17 protein-coding genes and 1 tRNA gene are annotated in these 21,509 nt (G+C 34.8%); 6 read left to right on the forward strand and 12 right to left on the reverse strand.

The genetic code is table 11. The features are described 5' to 3' along the window. Positions 1-23 precede the first annotated feature (23 nt). From P178_RS21530 to P178_RS0105460, 5 genes are all read right to left on the reverse strand, one after another. Positions 24-1,229, reverse strand: coding sequence for an OmpA family protein (locus tag P178_RS21530; protein ID WP_051638181.1), 1,206 nt, complete (start codon positions 1,227-1,229; stop codon positions 24-26). A 222-nt stretch (positions 1,230-1,451) separates the two neighbouring features. Next, positions 1,452-2,576 (reverse strand): glycerate kinase, encoded by a 1,125-nt coding sequence (locus tag P178_RS0105445; RefSeq protein ID WP_027065263.1) that lies wholly within the window; start codon positions 2,574-2,576, stop codon positions 1,452-1,454. A gap of 10 nt (positions 2,577-2,586) precedes the next feature. Next, the gene (locus P178_RS0105450; protein WP_027065264.1) at positions 2,587-4,191 is read right to left on the reverse strand and encodes a sodium:solute symporter; all 1,605 of its coding nucleotides are present in this window, start codon (positions 4,189-4,191) and stop codon (positions 2,587-2,589) included. A 120-nt stretch (positions 4,192-4,311) separates the two neighbouring features. Next, complete coding sequence (locus tag P178_RS0105455; RefSeq protein WP_027065265.1) at positions 4,312-5,625, reverse strand: amylo-alpha-1,6-glucosidase; 1,314 nt, start codon at positions 5,623-5,625, stop codon at positions 4,312-4,314. Between the two features lie 79 nt (positions 5,626-5,704). Then, entirely contained in the window at positions 5,705-8,380 is a 2,676-nt protein-coding gene (locus P178_RS0105460) for a TonB-dependent receptor (RefSeq protein ID WP_027065266.1), read from the reverse strand. A 195-nt stretch (positions 8,381-8,575) separates the two neighbouring features. Here P178_RS0105460 and P178_RS0105465 point away from each other — a divergent pair, with 195 nt between their 5' ends. After that, positions 8,576-9,601, forward strand: coding sequence for a LacI family DNA-binding transcriptional regulator (locus P178_RS0105465; protein WP_027065267.1), 1,026 nt, complete (start codon positions 8,576-8,578; stop codon positions 9,599-9,601). 15 nt (positions 9,602-9,616) lie between these two features. Here the strand turns inward: P178_RS0105465 and P178_RS0105470 are convergent, their stop codons facing one another. From P178_RS0105470 to rseP, 5 genes are all read right to left on the reverse strand, one after another. Further along, on the reverse strand, positions 9,617-11,158 hold the full coding sequence (locus tag P178_RS0105470) for an acyl-CoA carboxylase subunit beta (RefSeq protein ID WP_027065268.1): 1,542 nt from the start codon (positions 11,156-11,158) through the stop codon (positions 9,617-9,619). Positions 11,159-11,186: 28 nt separating this feature from the next. After that, positions 11,187-12,659: an acetyl-CoA carboxylase biotin carboxylase subunit gene (gene accC / locus P178_RS0105475; protein ID WP_027065269.1), complete on the reverse strand. Its 1,473-nt coding sequence runs from the start codon at positions 12,657-12,659 to the stop codon at positions 11,187-11,189. 46 nt (positions 12,660-12,705) lie between these two features. Next, positions 12,706-13,185 (reverse strand): biotin/lipoyl-containing protein, encoded by a 480-nt coding sequence (locus P178_RS0105480; protein WP_027065270.1) that lies wholly within the window; start codon positions 13,183-13,185, stop codon positions 12,706-12,708. 287 nt (positions 13,186-13,472) lie between these two features. Continuing rightward, a tRNA-Asn gene (locus tag P178_RS0105485) sits at positions 13,473-13,546 on the reverse strand. 80 nt (positions 13,547-13,626) lie between these two features. Beyond that, on the reverse strand, positions 13,627-14,979 hold the full coding sequence (gene rseP / locus P178_RS0105490; RefSeq protein WP_027065271.1) for an RIP metalloprotease RseP: 1,353 nt from the start codon (positions 14,977-14,979) through the stop codon (positions 13,627-13,629). A gap of 162 nt (positions 14,980-15,141) precedes the next feature. On the opposite strand from rseP, the gene P178_RS0105495 reads away from it, so the two are divergent. From P178_RS0105495 to P178_RS0105510, 4 genes are all read left to right on the forward strand, one after another. Next, the gene (locus P178_RS0105495; RefSeq protein WP_027065272.1) at positions 15,142-15,825 is read left to right on the forward strand and encodes an SCO family protein; all 684 of its coding nucleotides are present in this window, start codon (positions 15,142-15,144) and stop codon (positions 15,823-15,825) included. Positions 15,826-15,932: 107 nt separating this feature from the next. Further along, positions 15,933-16,178: a ferrous iron transport protein A gene (locus P178_RS0105500; protein WP_027065273.1), complete on the forward strand. Its 246-nt coding sequence runs from the start codon at positions 15,933-15,935 to the stop codon at positions 16,176-16,178. After that, complete coding sequence (feoB, locus tag P178_RS0105505) at positions 16,175-18,361, forward strand: ferrous iron transport protein B (RefSeq protein ID WP_027065274.1); 2,187 nt, start codon at positions 16,175-16,177, stop codon at positions 18,359-18,361. The genes P178_RS0105500 and feoB overlap by 4 nt, the downstream gene beginning before the upstream one ends. Positions 18,362-18,618: 257 nt before the next feature. Continuing rightward, a complete protein-coding gene (locus P178_RS0105510) occupies positions 18,619-20,157 on the forward strand; it encodes a carboxypeptidase-like regulatory domain-containing protein (RefSeq protein ID WP_027065275.1) in 1,539 nt (512 codons plus the stop codon). A gap of 1 nt (position 20,158) precedes the next feature. Here P178_RS0105510 and P178_RS0105515 read toward each other — a convergent pair whose 3' ends face one another. Beyond that, on the reverse strand, positions 20,159-20,545 hold the full coding sequence (locus tag P178_RS0105515; RefSeq protein ID WP_027065276.1) for a DUF423 domain-containing protein: 387 nt from the start codon (positions 20,543-20,545) through the stop codon (positions 20,159-20,161). 71 nt (positions 20,546-20,616) lie between these two features. Here P178_RS0105515 and P178_RS0105520 point away from each other — a divergent pair, with 71 nt between their 5' ends. Then, positions 20,617-21,015 (forward strand): TonB-dependent receptor plug domain-containing protein, encoded by a 399-nt coding sequence (locus tag P178_RS0105520; RefSeq protein WP_155941581.1) that lies wholly within the window; start codon positions 20,617-20,619, stop codon positions 21,013-21,015. A 7-nt stretch (positions 21,016-21,022) separates the two neighbouring features. On the opposite strand, the gene P178_RS0105525 is transcribed toward P178_RS0105520, so the two are convergent. Further along, complete coding sequence (locus P178_RS0105525; protein WP_036145768.1) at positions 21,023-21,445, reverse strand: DUF2141 domain-containing protein; 423 nt, start codon at positions 21,443-21,445, stop codon at positions 21,023-21,025. Positions 21,446-21,509: the final 64 nt, after the last annotated feature.

Below are 21,509 nucleotides of genomic sequence, written 5' to 3' on the forward strand. Positions count from 1 at the left end.
CTTTGAGATTAACATTTATAGACCTACTCTATAAGAATAAACTCAGAACGCCTGTTTAATTGATGGTCTCTGTCCGAACAAATGACACCGTTTACACATTTATTAATCAATTCGGTCTCCCCATATCCTTTTCCGGTAATTCTACTACTGTCTATACCCTCAGAAATAATATAGGCAACTGTTCTCTTAGCTCTTCGGTCAGAAAGCCATAAGTTATAGTCATCCTCTTCGCGACTATCTGTGTGCGCCCCTATTTCCACTTTTACCTCTGGTCTTTTCTTCATATACGCCACTACTTTATCTAGATTCTCAAAAGCATTATTACGTAAGTAAGAACTATTCAAATCAAAATATATAGGTGCTAGTTTCAGAACTTTTACTAAATCTGCACCAATAACCGCAACCTTACTGCTCTCTTCAAGAATTACACGTGCGTTCTTAACTTTTTTTTCATCAGGTGTAGTAATCATAAAAAGCGACCCTTCTTCATGCCCTTCTAAATTAGCGACAATGGAGTACTGACTTTCTTGACACGGTATTTCTATAGTATAATTACCTTGCGCATCTGTTTGTGCTTCACCGATATTTCCTCTTGATATGTTTTTCGCATTAATAGTTGCAAATGGCAATGGTTTTTCAGAATCCTTATCAACAGCATTCCCAGAAATACTTACTATACAGTCAATAGTTTTTAAAGCATAAATATCATCGCCACCAATACCACCTGTTCGGTTAGAAGCAAAGAAACTCGAACTGGTTTCATCATCGAATATTAATGAAAAATCGTCATTAGGACTGTTGATTGGGTTTCCTAAATTCTTAACCTTTCCTTGGTTTTTCAAATCGATGGAAAAAATATCTAAACCTCCTAAACCCGGATGACCGTCTGATGCAAAATACAGAACTTCAGAATCGGAAATAAAAGGAAAGGTTTCCTTACTCTCCGTATTAATCTTAGAACCTAAATTTTGAGGAATACCATAGCTACCAACATTATATACCTCTACCATAAAAATATCTGAAGCCCCTAATGTTCCTGGCATTGTAGTTTTATACAGATTTAAATAAGGTGTAGAACTTCTAGAGGTAGTTTCTAAGTCTCTACCCGTATAAAACACTAAGAACTTATTATTAAATGACGGAGCAAAATCTGACTCTTCATAGTTAGATTCATTACCCATATACGCATAATGTTCAAAATTATCCGCTAACTTGTTTTTGTTCACCATCTGCGCATACTGATTACATATGTATTTTATAGGTAATGCTAGGGCACCAGCCCATTAATAAAACGTTGTCAATAGTAGAATATGAAATGTAAACGCAGAAATACCTAAGGATAGATTTCTTTCAAAACGATGTTTTAAAAGCCAAAAAAGTTTGTAGTTCATGGATTATAATTTCTGATATATCAAGTTACAGAATCGCAAATATTCTAAAACAATAAAAAATCATTTAAGTAAACTAGCGAAATTGTAAGTAGCGTTTACAAGGTTTTCATGACTATTATTCATAGCTTCTTGTAACGTAGAAATACCTCTCACAATTGAAGAAACATATGTGAGACCAAATTTATTTTGCTGATTTACACTTATACTCACGGAACCACATAATGCTGCCACGGGTATATTTTTTATTTTGGCTGAAGTTATTACACCATCTATAGTTTTACCGGACAGCGTTTGTTCATCTAGCTGACCTTCACCCGTAATAATCCAATCTGCACCATCTATTGTGGCATCAAAATCTGCCAATTCTTTTATAAGATTAATCCCAGAAATTAGTTCCCCATCAAGAAAAGTAAGTGCACCACCTCCTACGCCACCAGCTGCGCCGGCACCATTTATTTTTTGTAAATCTATATTATAGTTGCTTTTAATAACTTCAGCTAAATTATGCAGACCATTATTCAATACTATAATTTCATTTTCAGAAGCTCCTTTTTGTGCTGCATAAATATAGGCAGCTCCATTTAATCCGTAGAAGGGATTAGTAACATCGCAAGCGACTTTTATTTTTACTTCTTTTAGTCTTACGTGTTTGTTTGAATCATCTATCGATTTTACTTTAGAAAGATTTTGACCAATAGGTACCAATTCTTTACCATGCTCATCTAAGAATTGATAGCCCAATGCATTTGCCATACCCATACCACCATCATTGGTAGCACTGCCGCCTATACCAAGAATAATTTCTTTAGCACCCTTATCAAGTGCATCATAAATTAATTCCCCAGTACCAGATGTTGTAGTTATCATACAATTACGTTCATCATCGCCCAATAATTTTAAGCCAGATGCTTCTGCCATTTCTATATATGCGATTTTAGTCTCTTCTGAATACAAATAAGAAGCATTAATGGGTCTAAAAAGCGGATCGCTTACGGTTATGGTAATCTTCTCTCCATTAATATAGTATTTGGCAACTTCTATAGTCCCGTCACCACCATCTGCCAAAGGTTTATTGATAATTTTAGCATCCTTAAAAACCATTTGAAGTCCTTCTGCTACCGCATCGCAAAACTCGAATCCGGTTAAGGATCCTTTAAACTTATCTGGTGCAATTACAAATTTCATAGCTATCGTATTAATTCAACATATTTGGCAGAGAGATACTGAACAGAACAATAGCCACAAAGTAAGCGAGTAAAATGGCAACCTCTTTTTTACCAGAATAGTACGTTACTTCTAAACCTTCGTTAACCTGTCTTTTAACAGTGTAACTAACCGCTAAAGCAACCACTATAGTTACTAAGCAACCAAGAGCATTCCACCAGAACCAAAATATTTGAGGTACGTAAAGCCATAGATAAACATTAAACAATACCCCTACTACGATACCAATATTTGCACCAAGTGCATGTGTTCTCTTGGTAAGAATCGCTAAAATGAAAGCTGCTAAAATGGGACCGTAGAAGACAGAACTTATTTTATTGATTACCTCTATTACCGTACCTTCTATATTACCTGCAAAAAATGCAAAGAACAAACATACCAGACCCCAAAAAATGGACAATAATTTTGAATACATCATGTATTTTTTATCGGGCATGTTAGGATTGAATCTTTTGACAAAATCCTCCATAGTTACCGCAGATAATGAATTTACCGTTGAACTAAGGGTAGACATCGCTGCAGACATTATAGCCACAATTAAAATTCCAATAACACCATTAGGTAAATATTTGATAATGAAAACAGGCACCATTAAATCGGCTTTTTTTCCTTGAAGAGAACCAATATTAGCTTGATAAACAGTTTCCATCTGTTCTTGAAAACTTACATCTTGTAATAACAATGTACCTAATACAAGCCCCATAATACAGTAAGTCAATGTAAAAGGAAAACGTAGAAGTCCGTTCGCCATCATCAACTTTTTCAGGTTAGACATGCTAATTGAGGATAACAGCCTTTGTGACTGTGTTTGATCGGTTCCATAATAAGATGCATAAAGAAAAAAGCCACCAATGACCATGGGCCAAAATCCGAATTCATCATTTCCATCGGCATTATTGAAACCCCATTTATTAAAATTTACAGCAGTAATTCTATCGGTATCTACATGAGTAAGAAAATTATCTACTCCGCCAAGCTCGCTAAATCCGAAATAAAGACAGATAATAATACCAATAAAAAGAATACTCATTTGAATAACATCGCCCCAAATAACTGCCTTCATTCCTCCTTGAAAAGAGTAGACCATGGTAATAAGACCTATTATCAAAATAGATATCCAAAATTCTAATCCGATAGTAGCTTGTAATATCAATGCCATAGTATACACCATAACTCCGGTAGCTACCGATCTACTTATTTGAAAAACAAAACTTATCAATAAACGTGAAGAAGCATCGAACCGAGTTTCTAAGTATTCATATACACTAACAATACCAGATTTATATAGTGTTGGCAATACCGCAATTAACAGAAATGCCATTGCAAGAGGAACCCCTAATTCATAGGTAAGCCATTGCATACCACCACCATCTTTAAGACCTACAAATGCAGGAGCTGAAATAAAGCTGATTGCAGACAGTTGGGTTGCCATTGCAGATAAACTTAAGGGCAACCAAGATGTTTTACGGCCTCCTAAAAAATAATCTCCCCCAGTATTATTGTCTTTGAACATAAAGCCGAGTCCTAAAAAACCCACTAGGTAAACAACGATAATGATATAGTCTATATAATTCATAATCTAGCTTTTATTCTTTTTGATCAATAAACCAACTCCTAAGATCCCTAGAATATAAAATGCAATTATAATGTAGTCAATGTAATTCATAATTTAACTTTTTAGAGGCATACGAAAGCTTTAATCCGTATTTACCATATCAATAAATAAAGCAGCACTCCATGAAAAATTATTACCGCCGTAGCCAGTAGGGTTTTCATCTCCAGTATCCTTTCTACAATCAAAATATTCGTAAAAACCATATTTCTCGATAAGCTCAATGCTATCTTGCTTCATACGTGCAGCAACATCGGTAAAACCATAATTTTTAAGTCCTAAAAAGAGCATCCAATTCATATTGATCCAAACAGGACCTCTCCAATATTTTTTAGGATTAAATCGATCATTTGTAGGATCAAAAGAAGCACATAAGTATTTATCCTCTCCGCCAAATTTGTTCATCATTGTTTTCACTAAGACCTCAGCTCTTTCTTGAGAAGGAATGTTTGCGAATAATGGCGAAAAAGATGAAGACGTTATATGCCTAATAGGTTTTTCATTTCTTAAATCGTAATGCACATAAGCACCCAAGTCGGCATCAAATAACTTATCATTAAAACTTTTAATACTTTTAGATTGCCATTTTATAATATTCTTTATCCTTTCTTCATTACCACCTATCTGTATATACAGATCTATTAATGCCTGGTTAGATTTGATCAACATGGCATTGAACAATGGATCTTGAACTAAAAACGGAGAAAGCTCAGCTATTTTAGCATCGTTATAATTGTTTTGCTTAGCAATATCTATAATATGTAAATAATGATCGTACTCCCTCTTAGAAGGTCTTTGAGAAGCATCTACATGGGTAGTGTCCTTTCGAACAAAATCGTATTCTGGCGGATTCATAGTTTTCCATATATCATCCCAAACCGGAGAATTATCAGTACCAGATTCCCAGTTATGGTAGATGTACACTAAACCTTCATCTTGTGGATCTCTATTTTTATAGAAATATTCATGATTTGCATACACCTTATCAATTTCTTCTTTGATAAAATTCAGCATGTCTTTTTTATCGTCGGCAATACGGTACATTTCTTGCAAAACAAAACCTGTTACCGGTGGTTGCGTCATACCCGTAGATCTATATTTTTTAGAAGATAATGGGTGTAATTCTGACTGATGAAAATCTGCTCCAGGAAAATAAGAATCGTTCTCTGTATGAAAAACAATATGTGGGATAAAGCCATTTTTCCATTGGGCATCTAACAAAGTCCTCATTTCTGTTTTAGCCTTTTCCACATCATAATGGGCAAAACCAATGGCTATAAAGCCAGAATCCCATTTCCATTGAAAAGGATATAAACCTGCGCTTGGTATGGTAAAACCTCCATCTTGAAAATTTGCATCTAATACTGCAATAGCTTTCTTATATAAATTTTCCTTCATATTTTACTGGTAAAAAAACACATTGACAATTCTCCAATTGCCAATGTGCAATCAATTAAACTTAAACTAACAAACTTTTTTAAAAATTGAAAGTTGCCGTTAAAAACAATCTTCTAGGTAAAATTGGTCGACCAACAAAAAATTCAGATTCTGTTTGACCTGCTGAACCTGCTCTTGGGTTACCTTCTGTAATACCGTCGCTATCAAAAAGGTTGAAAATCGATACCCCTAAACGAACCGATTGGTTGTTATCCTCTTTAGAAAATGTATAACCGTCACCTAACCTACCAATTGTAATGGCATCTAATTCTATATTATTCGTATCATCTGTAAACTTTGCGCCTGTATAGTTGAATCCGAAATTGGCATCAAATGCTGCATTATCATAATACAGACCTAAACCACCCAATAAATTAGGTTGTCTTGCCAACTCATTACCAACATTAGCCTCTGTAGAAGTACCGTTAACTAAATCGAAATCGGTATTTTTTGTAATCTCATGGTCTTGATAAGTTACATTAACACGAAGATTTAAATACTGTGCAAGGTTGTAATCCCAAGTAGCCTCTATACCTATTGTTCTTGTGTTTTGCTCCGCTCTTGTCTCATCTATTAATTGACCTGCAACAATTGCCTGACGAATAGAAATACGATCTTTAAGACCTACGTAGTAACCAGCTACCGAACCAGAGAATTTTTGATTTCCAAACTTGGCACCAGCTTCAAACTGTATAATATTTTCTGCATCATAAGGACTTTCAGAAATACCGGCTACAGGAGCAAAACCTCTTAATTGTGGAAAGAAATATCCTTTAGAGAAGTTAGCATAAAGGTTGGTTGTTTCAGTTAGCTCATATAAACCAGCTAACGACAATGCCCATGCACTTGCATTAACTTCCGTTCTTAAGAAAGTACCATCTGCAGTTTGTACATCGCTTAATTCTGTAGTAATATCTGGTGTAGTATAAACTGTTTCGCTCATTATACCACCACGACTATTTATACCATCTGTATGCTCCCATCTGAAACCAACATCAAAACGCCATCTGTCCAAAATCATCTCGTCTGTAACATATAATGCTACTCTATTTTGAGATAGAAAGTTATTAGCTGTTTGACCAATACGATTATAAAGTCCGCCTTGCGAATACACCACATTATTACCACTAGCATCGGTATAATTTAAGTTTACCAATTGAGGGTTATTGTTGAATTCTGTCAATACTCTATACTGATAGTTAACATCTTCAGCCTCTGTACGAGCAATGTAAGAACCTACAGTTATGTTATGGTTACCACCATTTGCAGTTTCTATAGATTTTGTCAAATTGATTTCACCAGAGTAATCTGTCATCGGACGTAAACGATCCACATGTAAATTATCAATCACTAGATCGTTACCGTTAATTTGAGAACCCGAACCACTTTGGTAAGCTGCAGTATACCCTAAATTACCAGGAGCAATACTTTCCACATAATTATCAAGTGTGATAGGGTTTCCGTTAACACCATTACCACCTACATAAAGAGCGAAATTATGCTTGTAATTAGCATACTTAATTTTAGAAGTCAACTTAAGATCGTCTTCGAATCTGTAATTGAAATCACCCATTAAATAACCACCTGTAGTTGCAACACCATCCGCTATTGGACTGTTATATGTTCCACCAGGCGTATTAAATGAAGTATTCGCTAAAGCACCAGTCAAAAGTTGCTCTACAGGGTTTCCATCATTACCATTTATACGTTCTCTACTACCACCACTTAATGGAATTGGAAGATAAAATTGTGCCTTATCATCAATAAACTGTCCGCTTAAAGTAAAAGAACCATTATCAAATTTCTTTTTAATATTACCTCTAAACTGAACCCCTTTAGTTGGAAGACCAACATCTATAGGACCTCTATCATGACGAACAAAACCTGTAAATGCATAGTACGTGTTAGAATCTTCGCCACCTAATTGACCACCAGAATAAAAATCCGTTTTAATTCTACCTTGGTTAGCCACTTCTATATTGATAATATTACCCGGGTTTGTATCACCTGTTTTACTAGTGTAGTTGATAATACCGGCAACAGAACCTGCACCATATAATACAGCTGCACCACCACGCACAAATTCAACACCTTTGAAACCAATATCCGGTCTTGCGTAGACATCATGCGCAGAAGAATTTAGTCCAAAAGAACTAATCAAAGGCATACCATCATATTGTAAAGGATTGAAAACATACTGACCACCAGAAGGCAAACCTCTAACAAATATGTTACTTGCCGTTTCACCTCCACCACCTTCAGCGGTAATACCCGGCACACTTCTAAGAATATCTGCCTGACTGTTAGCGGATAGCTTAGTAATTTCTTTCATCTTCACAGAGCTAATAGATAAAGGAGCCTGCTTCTGAGAACGAAAAGTACTGGATGCGGTTAAAACTACCTCATCTAATAACTGACCACCTTCTTGAAGTACAATGTTTACAGTTTGTGAAGTGCCGTCTAAAGTTAACGGCTTATCTACCGATGTAAACCCTATATAAGATATACGCAATACTTGAGCACCAGTTAAGTCTGTAGAAAAAGTAAAATTACCATCAAAATCTGATGTTGTACCCGATGTACTACCTGCAATTAAAATATTAGCACCGGGAATTGGTGCTCCTGAACTGTCTGTTATAGTTCCTGAAATATCGGTCTGTGCAAAGGAGCTTGCACTTAAAAGAAGTCCGATTACCGCAAAAATAATTTTCTTCATAATGTTTGAGTTTTTTTTAAGTTGAGTCGATTAATATTATCAAATCGTTGATTATGAAGCTAAATTATACGAATATGATATTCTGTTAACCAAAAATTAACGAGATACCTATGCAAACGATTGCGAAAACGTTTGCAATTTATTTTGTAGTATTGTATTTCAGAGGAAAACATCATAATTAACTGATTTACAATTATGAGCAAAAAGAGAAATACCACTTTAAAGGAACTTTCAAAAGAGCTAAATCTTTCTATTTCAACAGTTTCTAGGGCATTAAATGACCACCCAGATATAAGCCAAGACACAAAGGATAGAGTGAAAAAGTTGGCAAAGCAAATGAATTATGTTCCTAACTTATTTGCAAGAGGGTTCCGTTCTCGCGAAACACATATATTAGGAGTTATAGTACCCAACATCTCCCATCTATTCACATCCACTATTTTAAAAGGGGTTATAGAAGAAGCAGAACTACGCGGTTACAGGGTTATTATATCAGAATCTAACAATGATGAAATAAAACAGGTAGAAATGTTGAATACGATGACCCAATTTGGAGTTGATGGTATTTTAATGTCTTTGGCTCGTAAAACAACTAAATTAGAAGAGGTACTAAAAGTTTTTAATAGGATTCCATTAGTATTGTTTGATAAAGTATCTAGTAAAATTCCATGTACACAAATAGTTATCAATGAAGAAGAAGCAGCATTTAATGCGGTTGAACATTTAATTGAATTAGGAAAAGAACGAATTGCCATTATTAAAGAAACAGAAAACTCATATAATTCTGAAAAGAGATATGCCGGTTACTTACGTGCATTAAACCAATACAATATTCCTGTACGGGACAAGCTAATTTTAAGTACCGAAGATATTTCATTAGCCAATGGTAGACGATTGACGAATATTCTATTAAGCATGAAAAAACGCCCGGATGCTATTTTTGCAATTACCGACAATGCCGCAATTGGTGCCATTAAATCGCTACATAAATTTAAGGTCAAAATACCTGAAGAAATTGCTGTGGTAGGGTTCAGTAACTCTATTAACTCAACCATAATTAGTCCCTCATTAACTACGGTAGACCAGCCAGGAGATAAAATTGGGCGTACAGCCGTACGATTCTTAATAGAGGAGATTGAAGCCCCTAGTAATGATGTAATGACTAAAACGGTAGAAATTAAGACTAGCCTTATAGTAAGGGATTCTTCATTACGAGTTTAAAATGCCACCATACTACTATAATGGAATATTGCCATGTTTTTTTTTAGGTAAAACCGCTACTTTGTTTTCGAGCAAAGTGTACGCTTTTATGAGTTTTCTCCTAGTATCTTTCGGCAGAATAACCTCATCTATAAATCCTCTTTGCGCAGCACTATACGGATTAGCAAATAACTTTGCATACTCCGCCTCTTTTTCGGCGAGTTTTGCTTCTGGATCATCAGCAGCACTTATTTCCTTTCTAAATATAATTTCACTTGCCCCTTTTGCGCCCATAACCGCAATTTCTGCACCTGGCCACGCATAATTTAAATCGGCTCCAATATGTTTGGAGTTCATAACATCATACGCACCACCGTATGCTTTTCGCGTAATAACGGTTACTTTAGGTACTGTTGCTTCACTTAACGCATACAACAATTTAGCACCGTTTGTAATAATACCGTTCCATTCTTGATCTGTACCCGGTAAAAATCCTGGAACATCTACCAATACTAAAAGCGGAATATTGAAACAATCGCAAAAACGAGTAAAACGTGCTGCTTTTTTAGAACTATCGACATCAAGCACACCAGCCAAACTAATAGGCTGATTGGCAACAACACCAATGCTTTTACCTCCAAGTCTTGCAAAACCTACCACAATATTATCAGCATAGGCTTCGTGTATTTCAAAGAATGAATCTTGATCAATAATCCCGTTGATGACGTTACGCATATCGTATGGTTGATTTGCATTCTCAGGTATAATTTCTTCTAATACTTCACGAACCTCATTACCAAGTACAAATGGAATATCAGCTGGTTTATCCTCACAGTTCTGAGGCATGTAACTAATTATCTGCTTAATTTGGTTGATACACTGAATATCGTTAGCAGCCGTTAAATGTGTTACCCCAGATTTAGTAGCATGGGTCAACGCGCCACCAAGTTCTTCTGAAGTCACCTCTTCATTTGTAACCGTTTTAACCACATTTGGTCCAGTTACAAACATATAACTGGAGTTCTCTACCATCAAAGTAAAATCGGTCATTGCAGGTGAATATACAGCACCACCGGCACATGGACCCATTATGGCAGAAATTTGTGGAATTACTCCTGATGCCATTACGTTCTTATGAAAAATATCAGCATAACCACCTAAAGAACGAACTCCTTCTTGAATGCGTGCACCACCACTATCGTTTAAACCAATCATAGGCACACCAATCTTCATGGCCATATCCATAATCTTACAGATTTTCTCGGCATGGGTTTCAGATAACGCACCACCGAAAACAGTAAAATCCTGTGCAAAAACACAAACTTGTCTTCCATTGATGGTTCCGTATCCCGTTACTACTCCGTCACCATAAAAGACTTGTTTTTCCATACCAAAATCTTTAGTACGGTGGGTTACCAAAGCACCCATTTCTTCAAATGACCCTTCATCTAACAAAAAATGAATACGTTCATATGCAGTTAACTTTCCTTTGGCATGTTGTTTGTCAATACGTTCTTGACCACCACCCATTTTACCCAACGCCAGTTTCTCTGCTAATATCTCTTTATTATTTTTCATTGTAATCGTTCAAATCCTTATTGCAATTTTACATCCTACTCTTCTGCCAATTAGAAGCAACCTTAGTCGGCATTTTTAATGTCTTATCATTTTCTAAATACAATTTCAATGCTACTAAGGCCGCTATTCTTCTTTCTTCGGCATACTGTTTTTCTAAAAGCTCTGGAGAATAATAGTTTTTAACGAAATGAGTATCAAAATTCCCAGAAGTAAAGGCTTCATGTTCACAAACAAACTTTCCAAAAGACAAGGTTGTGGCAACACCCTCTACCTTGTAATTATTGATTGCTGTTATCATTAATTGTATAGCTTCTTCCCTAGTTTTACCATAGGTAATCAACTTAGAAAGCATTGGGTCATAGTAAATAGGAACCTCCATACCTTCTTCAAAACCATCATCAACGCGAATACCATCACCAACGGGAGTTTTATAGGTTGATAGCGTACCAATACTCGGTATAAAATCAGCTAATGGGTCTTCTGCATATACACGTACCTCAAGTGCATGACCTTTAATTTTCAAATCCTCTTGTGTAAATGCCAATTTTTCGCCACGTGCAACTTTAATTTGCTGCTCAACTAAATCAATACCTGATATTAACTCAGATACAGGATGTTCAACCTGAAGCCTAGTATTCATTTCCAAAAAGTAGAAATTCTTCTGTTCATCCAACAAAAACTCAACCGTACCTGCACCAACATAATCGCAAGCTCTAGCTACTTTAATTGCAGCTTCTCCCATCGCTTTTCTAATTTCTGGAGTCAAAACTGCCGATGGGGCTTCTTCAACTACTTTTTGATGCCTTCTTTGAACACTACACTCGCGTTCAAATAAATGAACAATATTACCATGCGTATCTGCCAAGACTTGAATTTCTATATGTCTGGGCGAGCCCACGTACTTTTCTATAAATACGGAACCATCACCAAAAGCAGCTTGTGCCTCACTGATAGCCCGTTGCATTTGCTCCGGTAGATCCTTCAAATTTTCAACTACGCGCATTCCCTTACCTCCTCCACCTGCAGATGCTTTTATTAGGATAGGAAAACCGATTTGCTTTGCTACCTTTTCAGCCAAGGCAACATCTGTTATGGCTTCTTCAATACCAGGCACCATTGGAATATCATAATCACGAACCGCTTCTTTTGCAGCCAGTTTATTTCCCATTACCTTAATGGCATGAGGCTTTGGCCCAATAAAAGTGATACCGTTGTCCTCTACCATTTGTGCGAAAGCCGCATTTTCACTTAAGAATCCGTAGCCTGGGTGAATACCATCTGCGCCTGTACCCTTAGCTGCATTAATTACTTTTTCCATCACTAGATAAGATTCTGATGAAGGAGCAGGACCAAGTAAAACTGCCTCATCTGCAAACTTTACATGTGGCGAATGACGGTCAACTTCAGAATATACAGCAACGGTTTTTATACCCATTTTTTGGGCAGTCTTCATTATCCGTAATGCTATTTCACCTCTGTTGGCTATTAGTACTTTTTTCATTAGAACTTAATTTTCTTTTTCAACCATGGCGGTTATAGTATTGTTCTTATTCCATTTCAATAATCAACTGTCCTTTCTCTACTGCATCGTCTTTTTTAACTTCAATTGATTTTATTTTGCCTTCGCCCTGAGCAAGAATAACATTCTCCATCTTCATAGCTGAGAGTACTAGTAAAGGAGTTCCCTCTATAACCTCTTGCCCCACCTCTACCAAAACATCAACAATTAAACCGGGCATGGGTGCTTTCACTTGATTTAGTTTTTGAGTGGTTACCGCCAGCAATCCCATCTTTTTAATTTGTTGATCGTACTTATCTTCAAGTTTAACATCATAAATATTTCCGTTAATTGAAAGTGAGATGGTCTTATTCAAAAAATTGGAATGAATTATTTCTACGTCAAAAGCGCTATTCTTATCTAAAACATGAAGCGTATTCTCATTGACCATTATACTATCTAAAGAATCTACGTTGCTAATGCTACATTGTAATTCTTCTTTATTTACGGTAATCAGGTAATTTGACATATTTGGATCTTATAAATACAATAGTTAAGTAAATCAAATATATCGAAAAAGATTGGGGATAGATTAAGGCTAATTATAATGAACCTTTCTATTTATCATTTGAATAAAATGGATTACTAGAATTTAAATTGATAAACCTAATACAAAACACAATTATTAATATAACAGCGAGAAATTAATAATATAAGAAAGAGTAGACGTGTAAAACAAAACAGCGTTAACCACCAGCAGAATTGACCAAAAACAAAAAATCCAACCTAAATAAATAGATTGGATTTCGCTTTTTGCTCCCCCTCTTGGGCTCGAACCAAGGACCCTCTGATTAACAGTCAGATGCTCTAACCAACTGAGCTAAGGAGGAAAATAACCCGTTTTAGTTTCCTAAAGCGGGTGCAAATATAGTGGTTTTTTGAAAGTCGCCAAATAAATAAATTATTTTTTTTATTTAAATATCAATTTGTAAACATCATTACCGTTTGCGAACAGCAATAGAGCTATTAAAATAAAGAATCCTGTGATCTGTGCATATTCTAAAAACTTATCGCTTGGTTTTCTACCGGTAACCATTTCATAGAGCAAGAACATAACGTGTCCGCCATCTAAAGCAGGAATCGGCAATATGTTCATAAATGCTAGAATAATGGATATAAAAGCAGTTGTTGCCCAAAACTGTGGCCAGTTCCAAGTATCTGGGAACATACCACCTATGGCAGCAAAACCACCAACCTCTTTATAAGCACCAGTATCAGGATTGAAGATTTTCTTCATCCCTTTAATGTAGTCTGTAAGGGTTTTAACTCCTTTGTTCCATCCTGCAGGGATGGATTCTATGAACGTATAATTTAACGTTTCTACTTTAAAGTAACCTTGCTCCTGATACTCTTCCAAGGAACTTAATCCTGCATAGACACCAAATTTTCCTTCATCTGACACTTTTGCATTTAAAGAAACATTTTGTCCTTCACGAATAACTTTAACAGGGACTTCATTCCCTTTATTAACCTCAAGAACAGGTATTACTTGATCTTGAAATTTTACAGGATTACCTGCAATTTCCACAACTGCATCTCCTGCTTGTAATCCACTATTCTTATTCGGTGAGTCTTCTGGTATATCTCTAATGACAAATGGAATTCTATAATTGATAAATCTAGCATTCTCCCTATTATCGGATATAGTTTCTATAAAATCTACAGGAATTTCTTTTTCAATAGTATTACCATTACGCTCCAAGGTTATTTTTTCTCCGTAAACAACTTCGGGCATAATACTATTTAAAGCCTTAATCTTCTTACCATCAACAGCTATAACCTTATCTCCTGTTTCTATTCCAAGTGCATTTCCTAAGGTTGTGTCAGTTATCCAAACACCATCTTTTAAACTATCGTTTGCAATATATTGCTCTCCATAAGCATATGCTAAACCAATAAAAATAATTACCGCTAGCACAAAATTGACAGTAACACCACCTAACATGATAATTAAACGTTGCCAAGCCGGTTTGCTTCTAAACTCCCATTCCTTAGGTTCTTCTGCCATGGCTTCTTTATCCATGCTTTCATCTATCATTCCAGATATTTTCACATATCCGCCTAATGGCAACCAACCAATTCCGTATTCAGTTTCCCCTATTTTCTTTTTGAAAAGTGAAAACTTCACATCAAAGAATAAGTAGAATTTCTCTACTCTAGTTTTAAAATATTTTGCTGGTATAAAATGACCTAACTCGTGTAGTACAATAAGTATAGATAGGCTTAAAAAAAATTGTATTGTCTTTATAATAATAGGGCTCATTCTTTTTTCCTGAAAATTAAAATCGGACAAAAGTACATTTTTACAACCGCTAAAAAAAAGAAACACACTGAGGTAGTGGTATTTTATGAATAATTTATAACCTGAACCTACCTATTTGCTTGAAAAATAAAGCACCCTAGCGTACCTTTGTAAAAAATTCGTATGCGTTCTTTTTTTGCTAAATTCAAGTTATTCGGTCTGGTGCTACTGCCAATTTCTGCAGTAATAATGTACCTATTCTATAATGCATTAAAACCTGTAAAACTGCTACCGGTGTATTCACCTGCCATGGTAAATGCAGAATTGGTTTCTGAAGAGATTCAGCATGTTAGAAAATATCACACTATTGGCGACTTCTCGCTGACCAACCAGAACGGAGAAACTATTACACAAGAAAACTACAAGGATAAAATTTATGTTGCCGATTTCTTTTTCACCACTTGCCCCACTATTTGCCCTATAATGACAAAAAATATGGCGGAGTTACAAAAAGCATTGGGCAACGATAGCGAGGTAATGTTATTATCACATTCAGTAACCCCCGAAATTGATTCTGTAGCACAATTGAAAAAATATGCTCTAGAAAAAGGAGTGGATGATGCTACATGGAATTTAGTGACAGGTGATAAAAAACAAATCTATGATCTTGCCCGTAAGTCTTACTTAGCCGTAAAAACTAATGGTGATGGCGGACCATTTGATATGATACATACAGAAAACTTCATTTTAGTCGATAAGAAGAAAAGAATTAGAGGTTTTTATGACGGCACCAAAAAAGAAGATATTGAGAAGATTTTGACCGACATTGAAATTTTGAAAAAGTCTTACGACGAACATAGTAAATAGCACAAACTAATAAGACATTAGGACAGCGTTAGTTTTAGGATGTATTAATTTCCTAATTGAATTATTTCCTTTACTTTTGCCTTACTTATAATGAATCTAAATAAAGATTGGAAACTACAGTCGCACATTTAAAGAGAGGTCAAAAGGGAATCATAAAAGAATTCACCGAGAACTTACTGCCTATTAAATTACTTGAACTAGGTTGTTTGCCTGGCAATGTAGTGGAACTTGTGCAAGTAGCTCCTTTAAAAGACCCTATTTACATAAACGTTAATGGGTCGCATATTGCCATTAGAAGAGAAATGGCGCTACATATAGCACTTGATATTATTGAAGATAATGTAGCTATATGAGCAAACAAATTAATGTAGCCCTAATTGGAAATCCAAACACTGGTAAAACATCTGTATTTAATCAATTAACCGGACTTAACCAGAAGGTTGGTAATTACCCAGGTATTACCGTAGAGAAGAAAGAAGGTATTTGTAAGTTACCACGTGGGGTAAAGGCGCATATTTTAGATTTACCAGGCACCTATAGTTTAAATACAACATCATTAGATGAAAGTGTAGCTGTAGAGTTGTTGTTGAACAAAAATGACAAGGATCACCCAGATGTTGCCGTAGTTGTTTCCGATGTTGAAAATTTAAAACGAAATCTTCTCCTTTTTACTCAGATTAAAGATTTAAAAATACCTGCGATATTGGTCATTAACATGTCCGATCGCATGTCTAGAAAAGGTATTTCAATTGATATTGATTTATTAGAAAAAAAGCTAAACTCTAAAATTGCCTTAGTCAGTACCCGTAAAGAAACAGGTATTGATAAATTAAAAGAGTTAATTGCCGATTACAAGAATTTATCAAAAACACAAAATGTAGATACTTCTGTAATTGCACCTGAATATTTTGCAAAACTTAGAGAGACTTTTCCAAAAGAGGATGTTTACAAACTGTGGTTGGTTATTACCCAAGATGTCAACTTTATGCCTCTTGAGAAGAAATTGTTTAAAGACGCATCATCGTTCGCCACCAAATCAAAATCTGAGCTTAAACGATTACAACAAAAAGAAACTATTCTTAGATACCAGTTTATTAATGGCATTCTAAAAGAGACCTATAAGATTGATGTTAATGCCGCGAAAGGTTTTAGGGCTACTTTAGATAAAGTACTTACCCATAAGGTTTTTGGTTATGTAATATTCTTTTTAATCCTTTTAACCATATTTCAAGCCATTTATGGTTGGAGCGAATACCCAATGGATCTCATTGATGGATTCTTTGCTTCGGCTACAGAATGGGTTAAAGATACATTACCACCAGGCGTATTTACTAATCTAATTGCTGAAGGCATTTTAGCCGGTATTGGGGGTATTGTCATATTCATCCCTCAGATAGCCTTCTTGTTTCTATTTATAGCCTTGTTAGAAGAAACAGGTTATATGAGTAGAGTGGTGTTTTTGATGGATAGAATAATGCGCCCGTTTGGATTAAGCGGTAAAAGTGTTGTTCCATTAATTTCCGGTACTGCATGTGCCATACCTGCTGTAATGGCCACTAGAACCATAGAGAATTGGAAAGAACGACTAATTACGATATTGGTAACTCCGTTTACCACATGCTCTGCACGTTTACCAGTTTACTTGATAATTATAGCATTGGTAATACCAGAAGGCAGCTTTTTAGGATTAAGCTATAAAGCACTGACTTTAATGTCGTTATACCTAATGGGTTTTGGGGCGGCTATTTTATCTGCTGTTATCTTAAATAAAATATTAAATATCAAGAGCAAATCTTTCTTTGTAGTTGAAATGCCAAACTACAAATTGCCCTTACTTAAAAATGTAGGATATACTGTTCTTGAAAAAACTAAAAGTTTCGTTTTTGGAGCGGGTAAAATTATTCTAGCTATTTCAATTATACTTTGGTTTTTAGGTTCTAACGGATTTTCAGATGAATTCAAAAACGCAGAAACCATTGTTACAAATAGGGTAAATGAACAAGGTTTTAGTAGTAGCAGTGAAATTTATTTTGAAACGCACCAAAATGGTTTGGATATAAACGATCCAGGCGCAACCGATCAACAAAAAGAATTAGAAGAACGAGCTTTGGCCCAAGAAATAGCTGGTTATAAATTAGAACATTCCTATATGGGCTATATGGGTAAAGCTATAGAACCAATTGTAAGACCTTTGGGCTACGATTGGAAAATTGGTATTGCCGTTCTAACGTCTTTTGCTGCCAGAGAAGTTTTTGTAGGCACCCTTGCTACTATTTATAGTGTTGGTAACGACGAAGAAGAAACCATTAAAAACAGAATGGCTGCCGAGATAAACCCAAGAACAAAAAAACCTTTATTTAATTTAGCATCTGGAATTTCCCTGCTTCTATTCTATGCTTTTGCAATGCAATGCATGAGCACTTTAGCAGTAGTAAAAAGAGAGACCAATTCTTGGAAATGGCCTGCCGGACAACTAGTTTTTATGAGCTTATTTGCTTATATTGTTGCTTTCATTGCTTATCAATTATTAAAATAAAATGGATATACTTCAACACATTTTAGTTTACATCACTTTAGCTATTTCTGTAGGTTATATAGCTACAAAATTTTTTATTCCAAAATCTCTTTGGTCTAGCAAAAAGAGTAGCTCAAAAGCTTGTGGACAAAACGATTGCGCTTGCCACTAAATTTCAGGTTTTAGTTAAATTAAATAAAAAAGACTCATAACAGTTTCTAAAATTGTAACGATTCTTTCTTTGGTTCGTTTAGATTGCGTAGGAATAATCTAACACCATGAACACTAAAAAATTTCTTCTTTCATTTTTTACATTACTATTTCTCAACCTATTTAATACCAATGCGCAGAACCTAACCGCCTTTGTTATTGATAGTATTAGCCAAGAGCCTATACCCTTCGCTACCGTACAATTAAAAGAAAAAGGTGTTATTACAAATGAAGAAGGTAACTTCAATTTCATACTAAACGAGACCATTACAGAGTCTGATTCTCTAACCATTTCTTCAATGGGTTACGAAACCCTATCAAAACCTATATCTGAATTTACTACAACTAAAATTTTACTTGTACCTAAAGCAATAGAACTACGAGAAGTTATAGTCTCTAACAAAAACTATACAGCAGAAGAGATAATAGATTTAGTTGAGGATAATCTAGAAAAGAACTATAACAATGACCTTACTAAAAAAAGGTTGTTTCATAGATCATCTTATTTTGATAGATGGACAAAAAGTAATTTCAAAGTCAAAAAGTCTTCCATTGATATATTAAACCAGAAATTTATTGATAGCATCATATCTACCGTTCCCAAAAATGATGCTTATTATCAAGAATTAGTAGGTGATCTTTACTGTAATTATGACGAAGAGGTACAAAAACTAGATTTATTAAAAGCATCTAAATTATACGATAAAAATACTGCACTTGATCAGGAAAAAATAGAAGAAAAATTTAATAGTATACTAAAAGAGAACGTTAAGCCTGGTTCTTATTTTAAAATTAAATCTGGGTTACTATCCTTTAAAATAGATGCTGATGAGGTTAGCGAGCTGTTTGAAGAAGATATAGATTCTACAGATGTTGCAGCTGTTAATGCAGAACTAGAAAAAAAGAAAAAGGAAAAAGAAGAAAGACAGAAAAACTTTGCCTACTGGAAAAGAAATAATTTGGGTTCCATTTTAAATGGATTACCAACCCAAGAAGACAGTGATTTAAACTTTATTACCAAATCTAGGAAGTATGACTTTACTCTAAACGAGTTTACATATTTGGGCAATGATGCCGTATATGTAATTTCATTTAAACCTAGTGGCTCTGCAGATTTTGAAGGCACATTGTATATAAATGCAGATGATTTTGCAGTAATACAAGTAGATTATAGCAACGTTAAACCCATTAGTAAATTTAATTTATTGGGTATTTCCACCAATAAATACCTGTCTAAAGGAAAAGTCATATTTAACAAAGGTACAGATGGTTTTTATGGACTACGTTACTATGAGTCTGAAGTAGGAGAACGAATTGGTGTTAGAAGACCTTTGAAAATTATTGAAAAGAACAAAATAGTAAAAGGCAAAAATAAGCAGAACGAGCTATCTGGAGATATGGATTTTGTTTTTATCAATGTTGAAAAAAATGAAATGATAGTTTTTGAGACAGAAAATATATCTCAGGCTACATTTGATGGTTTTACAGAAAATAATGCCGTGTTGCCTACTTATTTACCAAAATATGACCCAACTTTCTGGGAAGGTTATGCTATTATGGAACCCAATTCGGCTATTAAGGAATTTAAGTCTGTTTCATCGAAATAAGCTACACAAAATTCTTAATGAAGCTGTAGAATAACAATCCCCAACCTATTACTAAAAAGAGTCCGCCAAGAGGGGTTATAGGACCCAATATTTTCATTTTTTTTCCTTTGGATGCTGTAATACATAATCCGTAAATACTGAAAGAAAATAAGATGGTTCCGATAACTAGGCAATAGATTATACTTTTCTCTAAGCTCGTTTCTAGGTTAAGATTAAAACTTAGCATTAATATCAACAGTGCGTGATACATTTGATATTTCACTCCTGTTTCAAAACTATTTAATTGATCTGCGGTGAAAGTTTTCTTTAAAAGATGTGCTCCAAAAGCACCAAAAATAACTGCCAACAACCCTAATAAAGCTCCTACTAATTGTGCTACTAATACCATATAATTTTTATTTCAAAGATAACTGCATCAAATTAAATGTATACCTTACTAAAATCATTAATCTTTGAAAAATGAAAATATATACATCTGCTTGTATAGTCGCTATCATATTAATGGTTAGTTGTAGCGCCACAAATACCAGCAAAAGCGACAATACATCCTTAGACACAGAATTAAGAGAAAAAAATAGAGCCAACCTTTCGCTTTTACAAAGAATAAGACAAAAGCCAGGTGTTATACTTCAAAATAATGTTCCTATTTTAAATAAAACAACCAACTCTTTTGATTCTGGTGGTAATCAAGAACCTTTATATGTTCTAAACAATCAAGTTATAGGAAATTCATTTAATTCCGTCAATGAACTAATTGATAGTTATAACGTAAAGAAAATCATAATTCTTTTTGGTACAGATGCTGCAAGTTATGGTACACAAGGGTCTAATGGAGTTATTAAAATAACCAGCTATTAAAAATAAATTACTGTAGACTAATATTCATTTCCATATTTGAATTTAATGTAAAGACACATTCATCAAATTTTGGAGGACCAAACATTTTCATTTTACCTTTAGAAAAAGCAATCTGTTCTTTTGGAATACCTAGCATATTGGTATCCAAATTCTTATTTCCGTTTGCATCATGAAAAATTGCAATAGCATAATCTCCATCGGGTAAATCTGTAATATTAACAGCTGTCTTTCCCTTCACCGCCTTTTCTGATCCAGATTTATAAACTTTATCAAACTTTAAAAAAGATACCTCATCATTATAAATGGCAAAACAGATATTACCATCTTCAGAGGCTACACCTTCGATGTTTAAACTAAGCTTGTGCTGCGCAAAAACTCCAGTAGACATCAACCCTAAAACCAATAGCAACAGTAGATTTCTTTTAATCATTCTATAAATTTTAAAACCAAAATAGATTCAATAGTTATGCCAAAGCTATTGCTGCTTTAGCGTT

It is taken from the genome of Maribacter sp. Hel_I_7, assembly GCF_000688315.1.
In the GTDB taxonomy this organism is placed as follows: domain Bacteria; phylum Bacteroidota; class Bacteroidia; order Flavobacteriales; family Flavobacteriaceae; genus Maribacter; species Maribacter stanieri.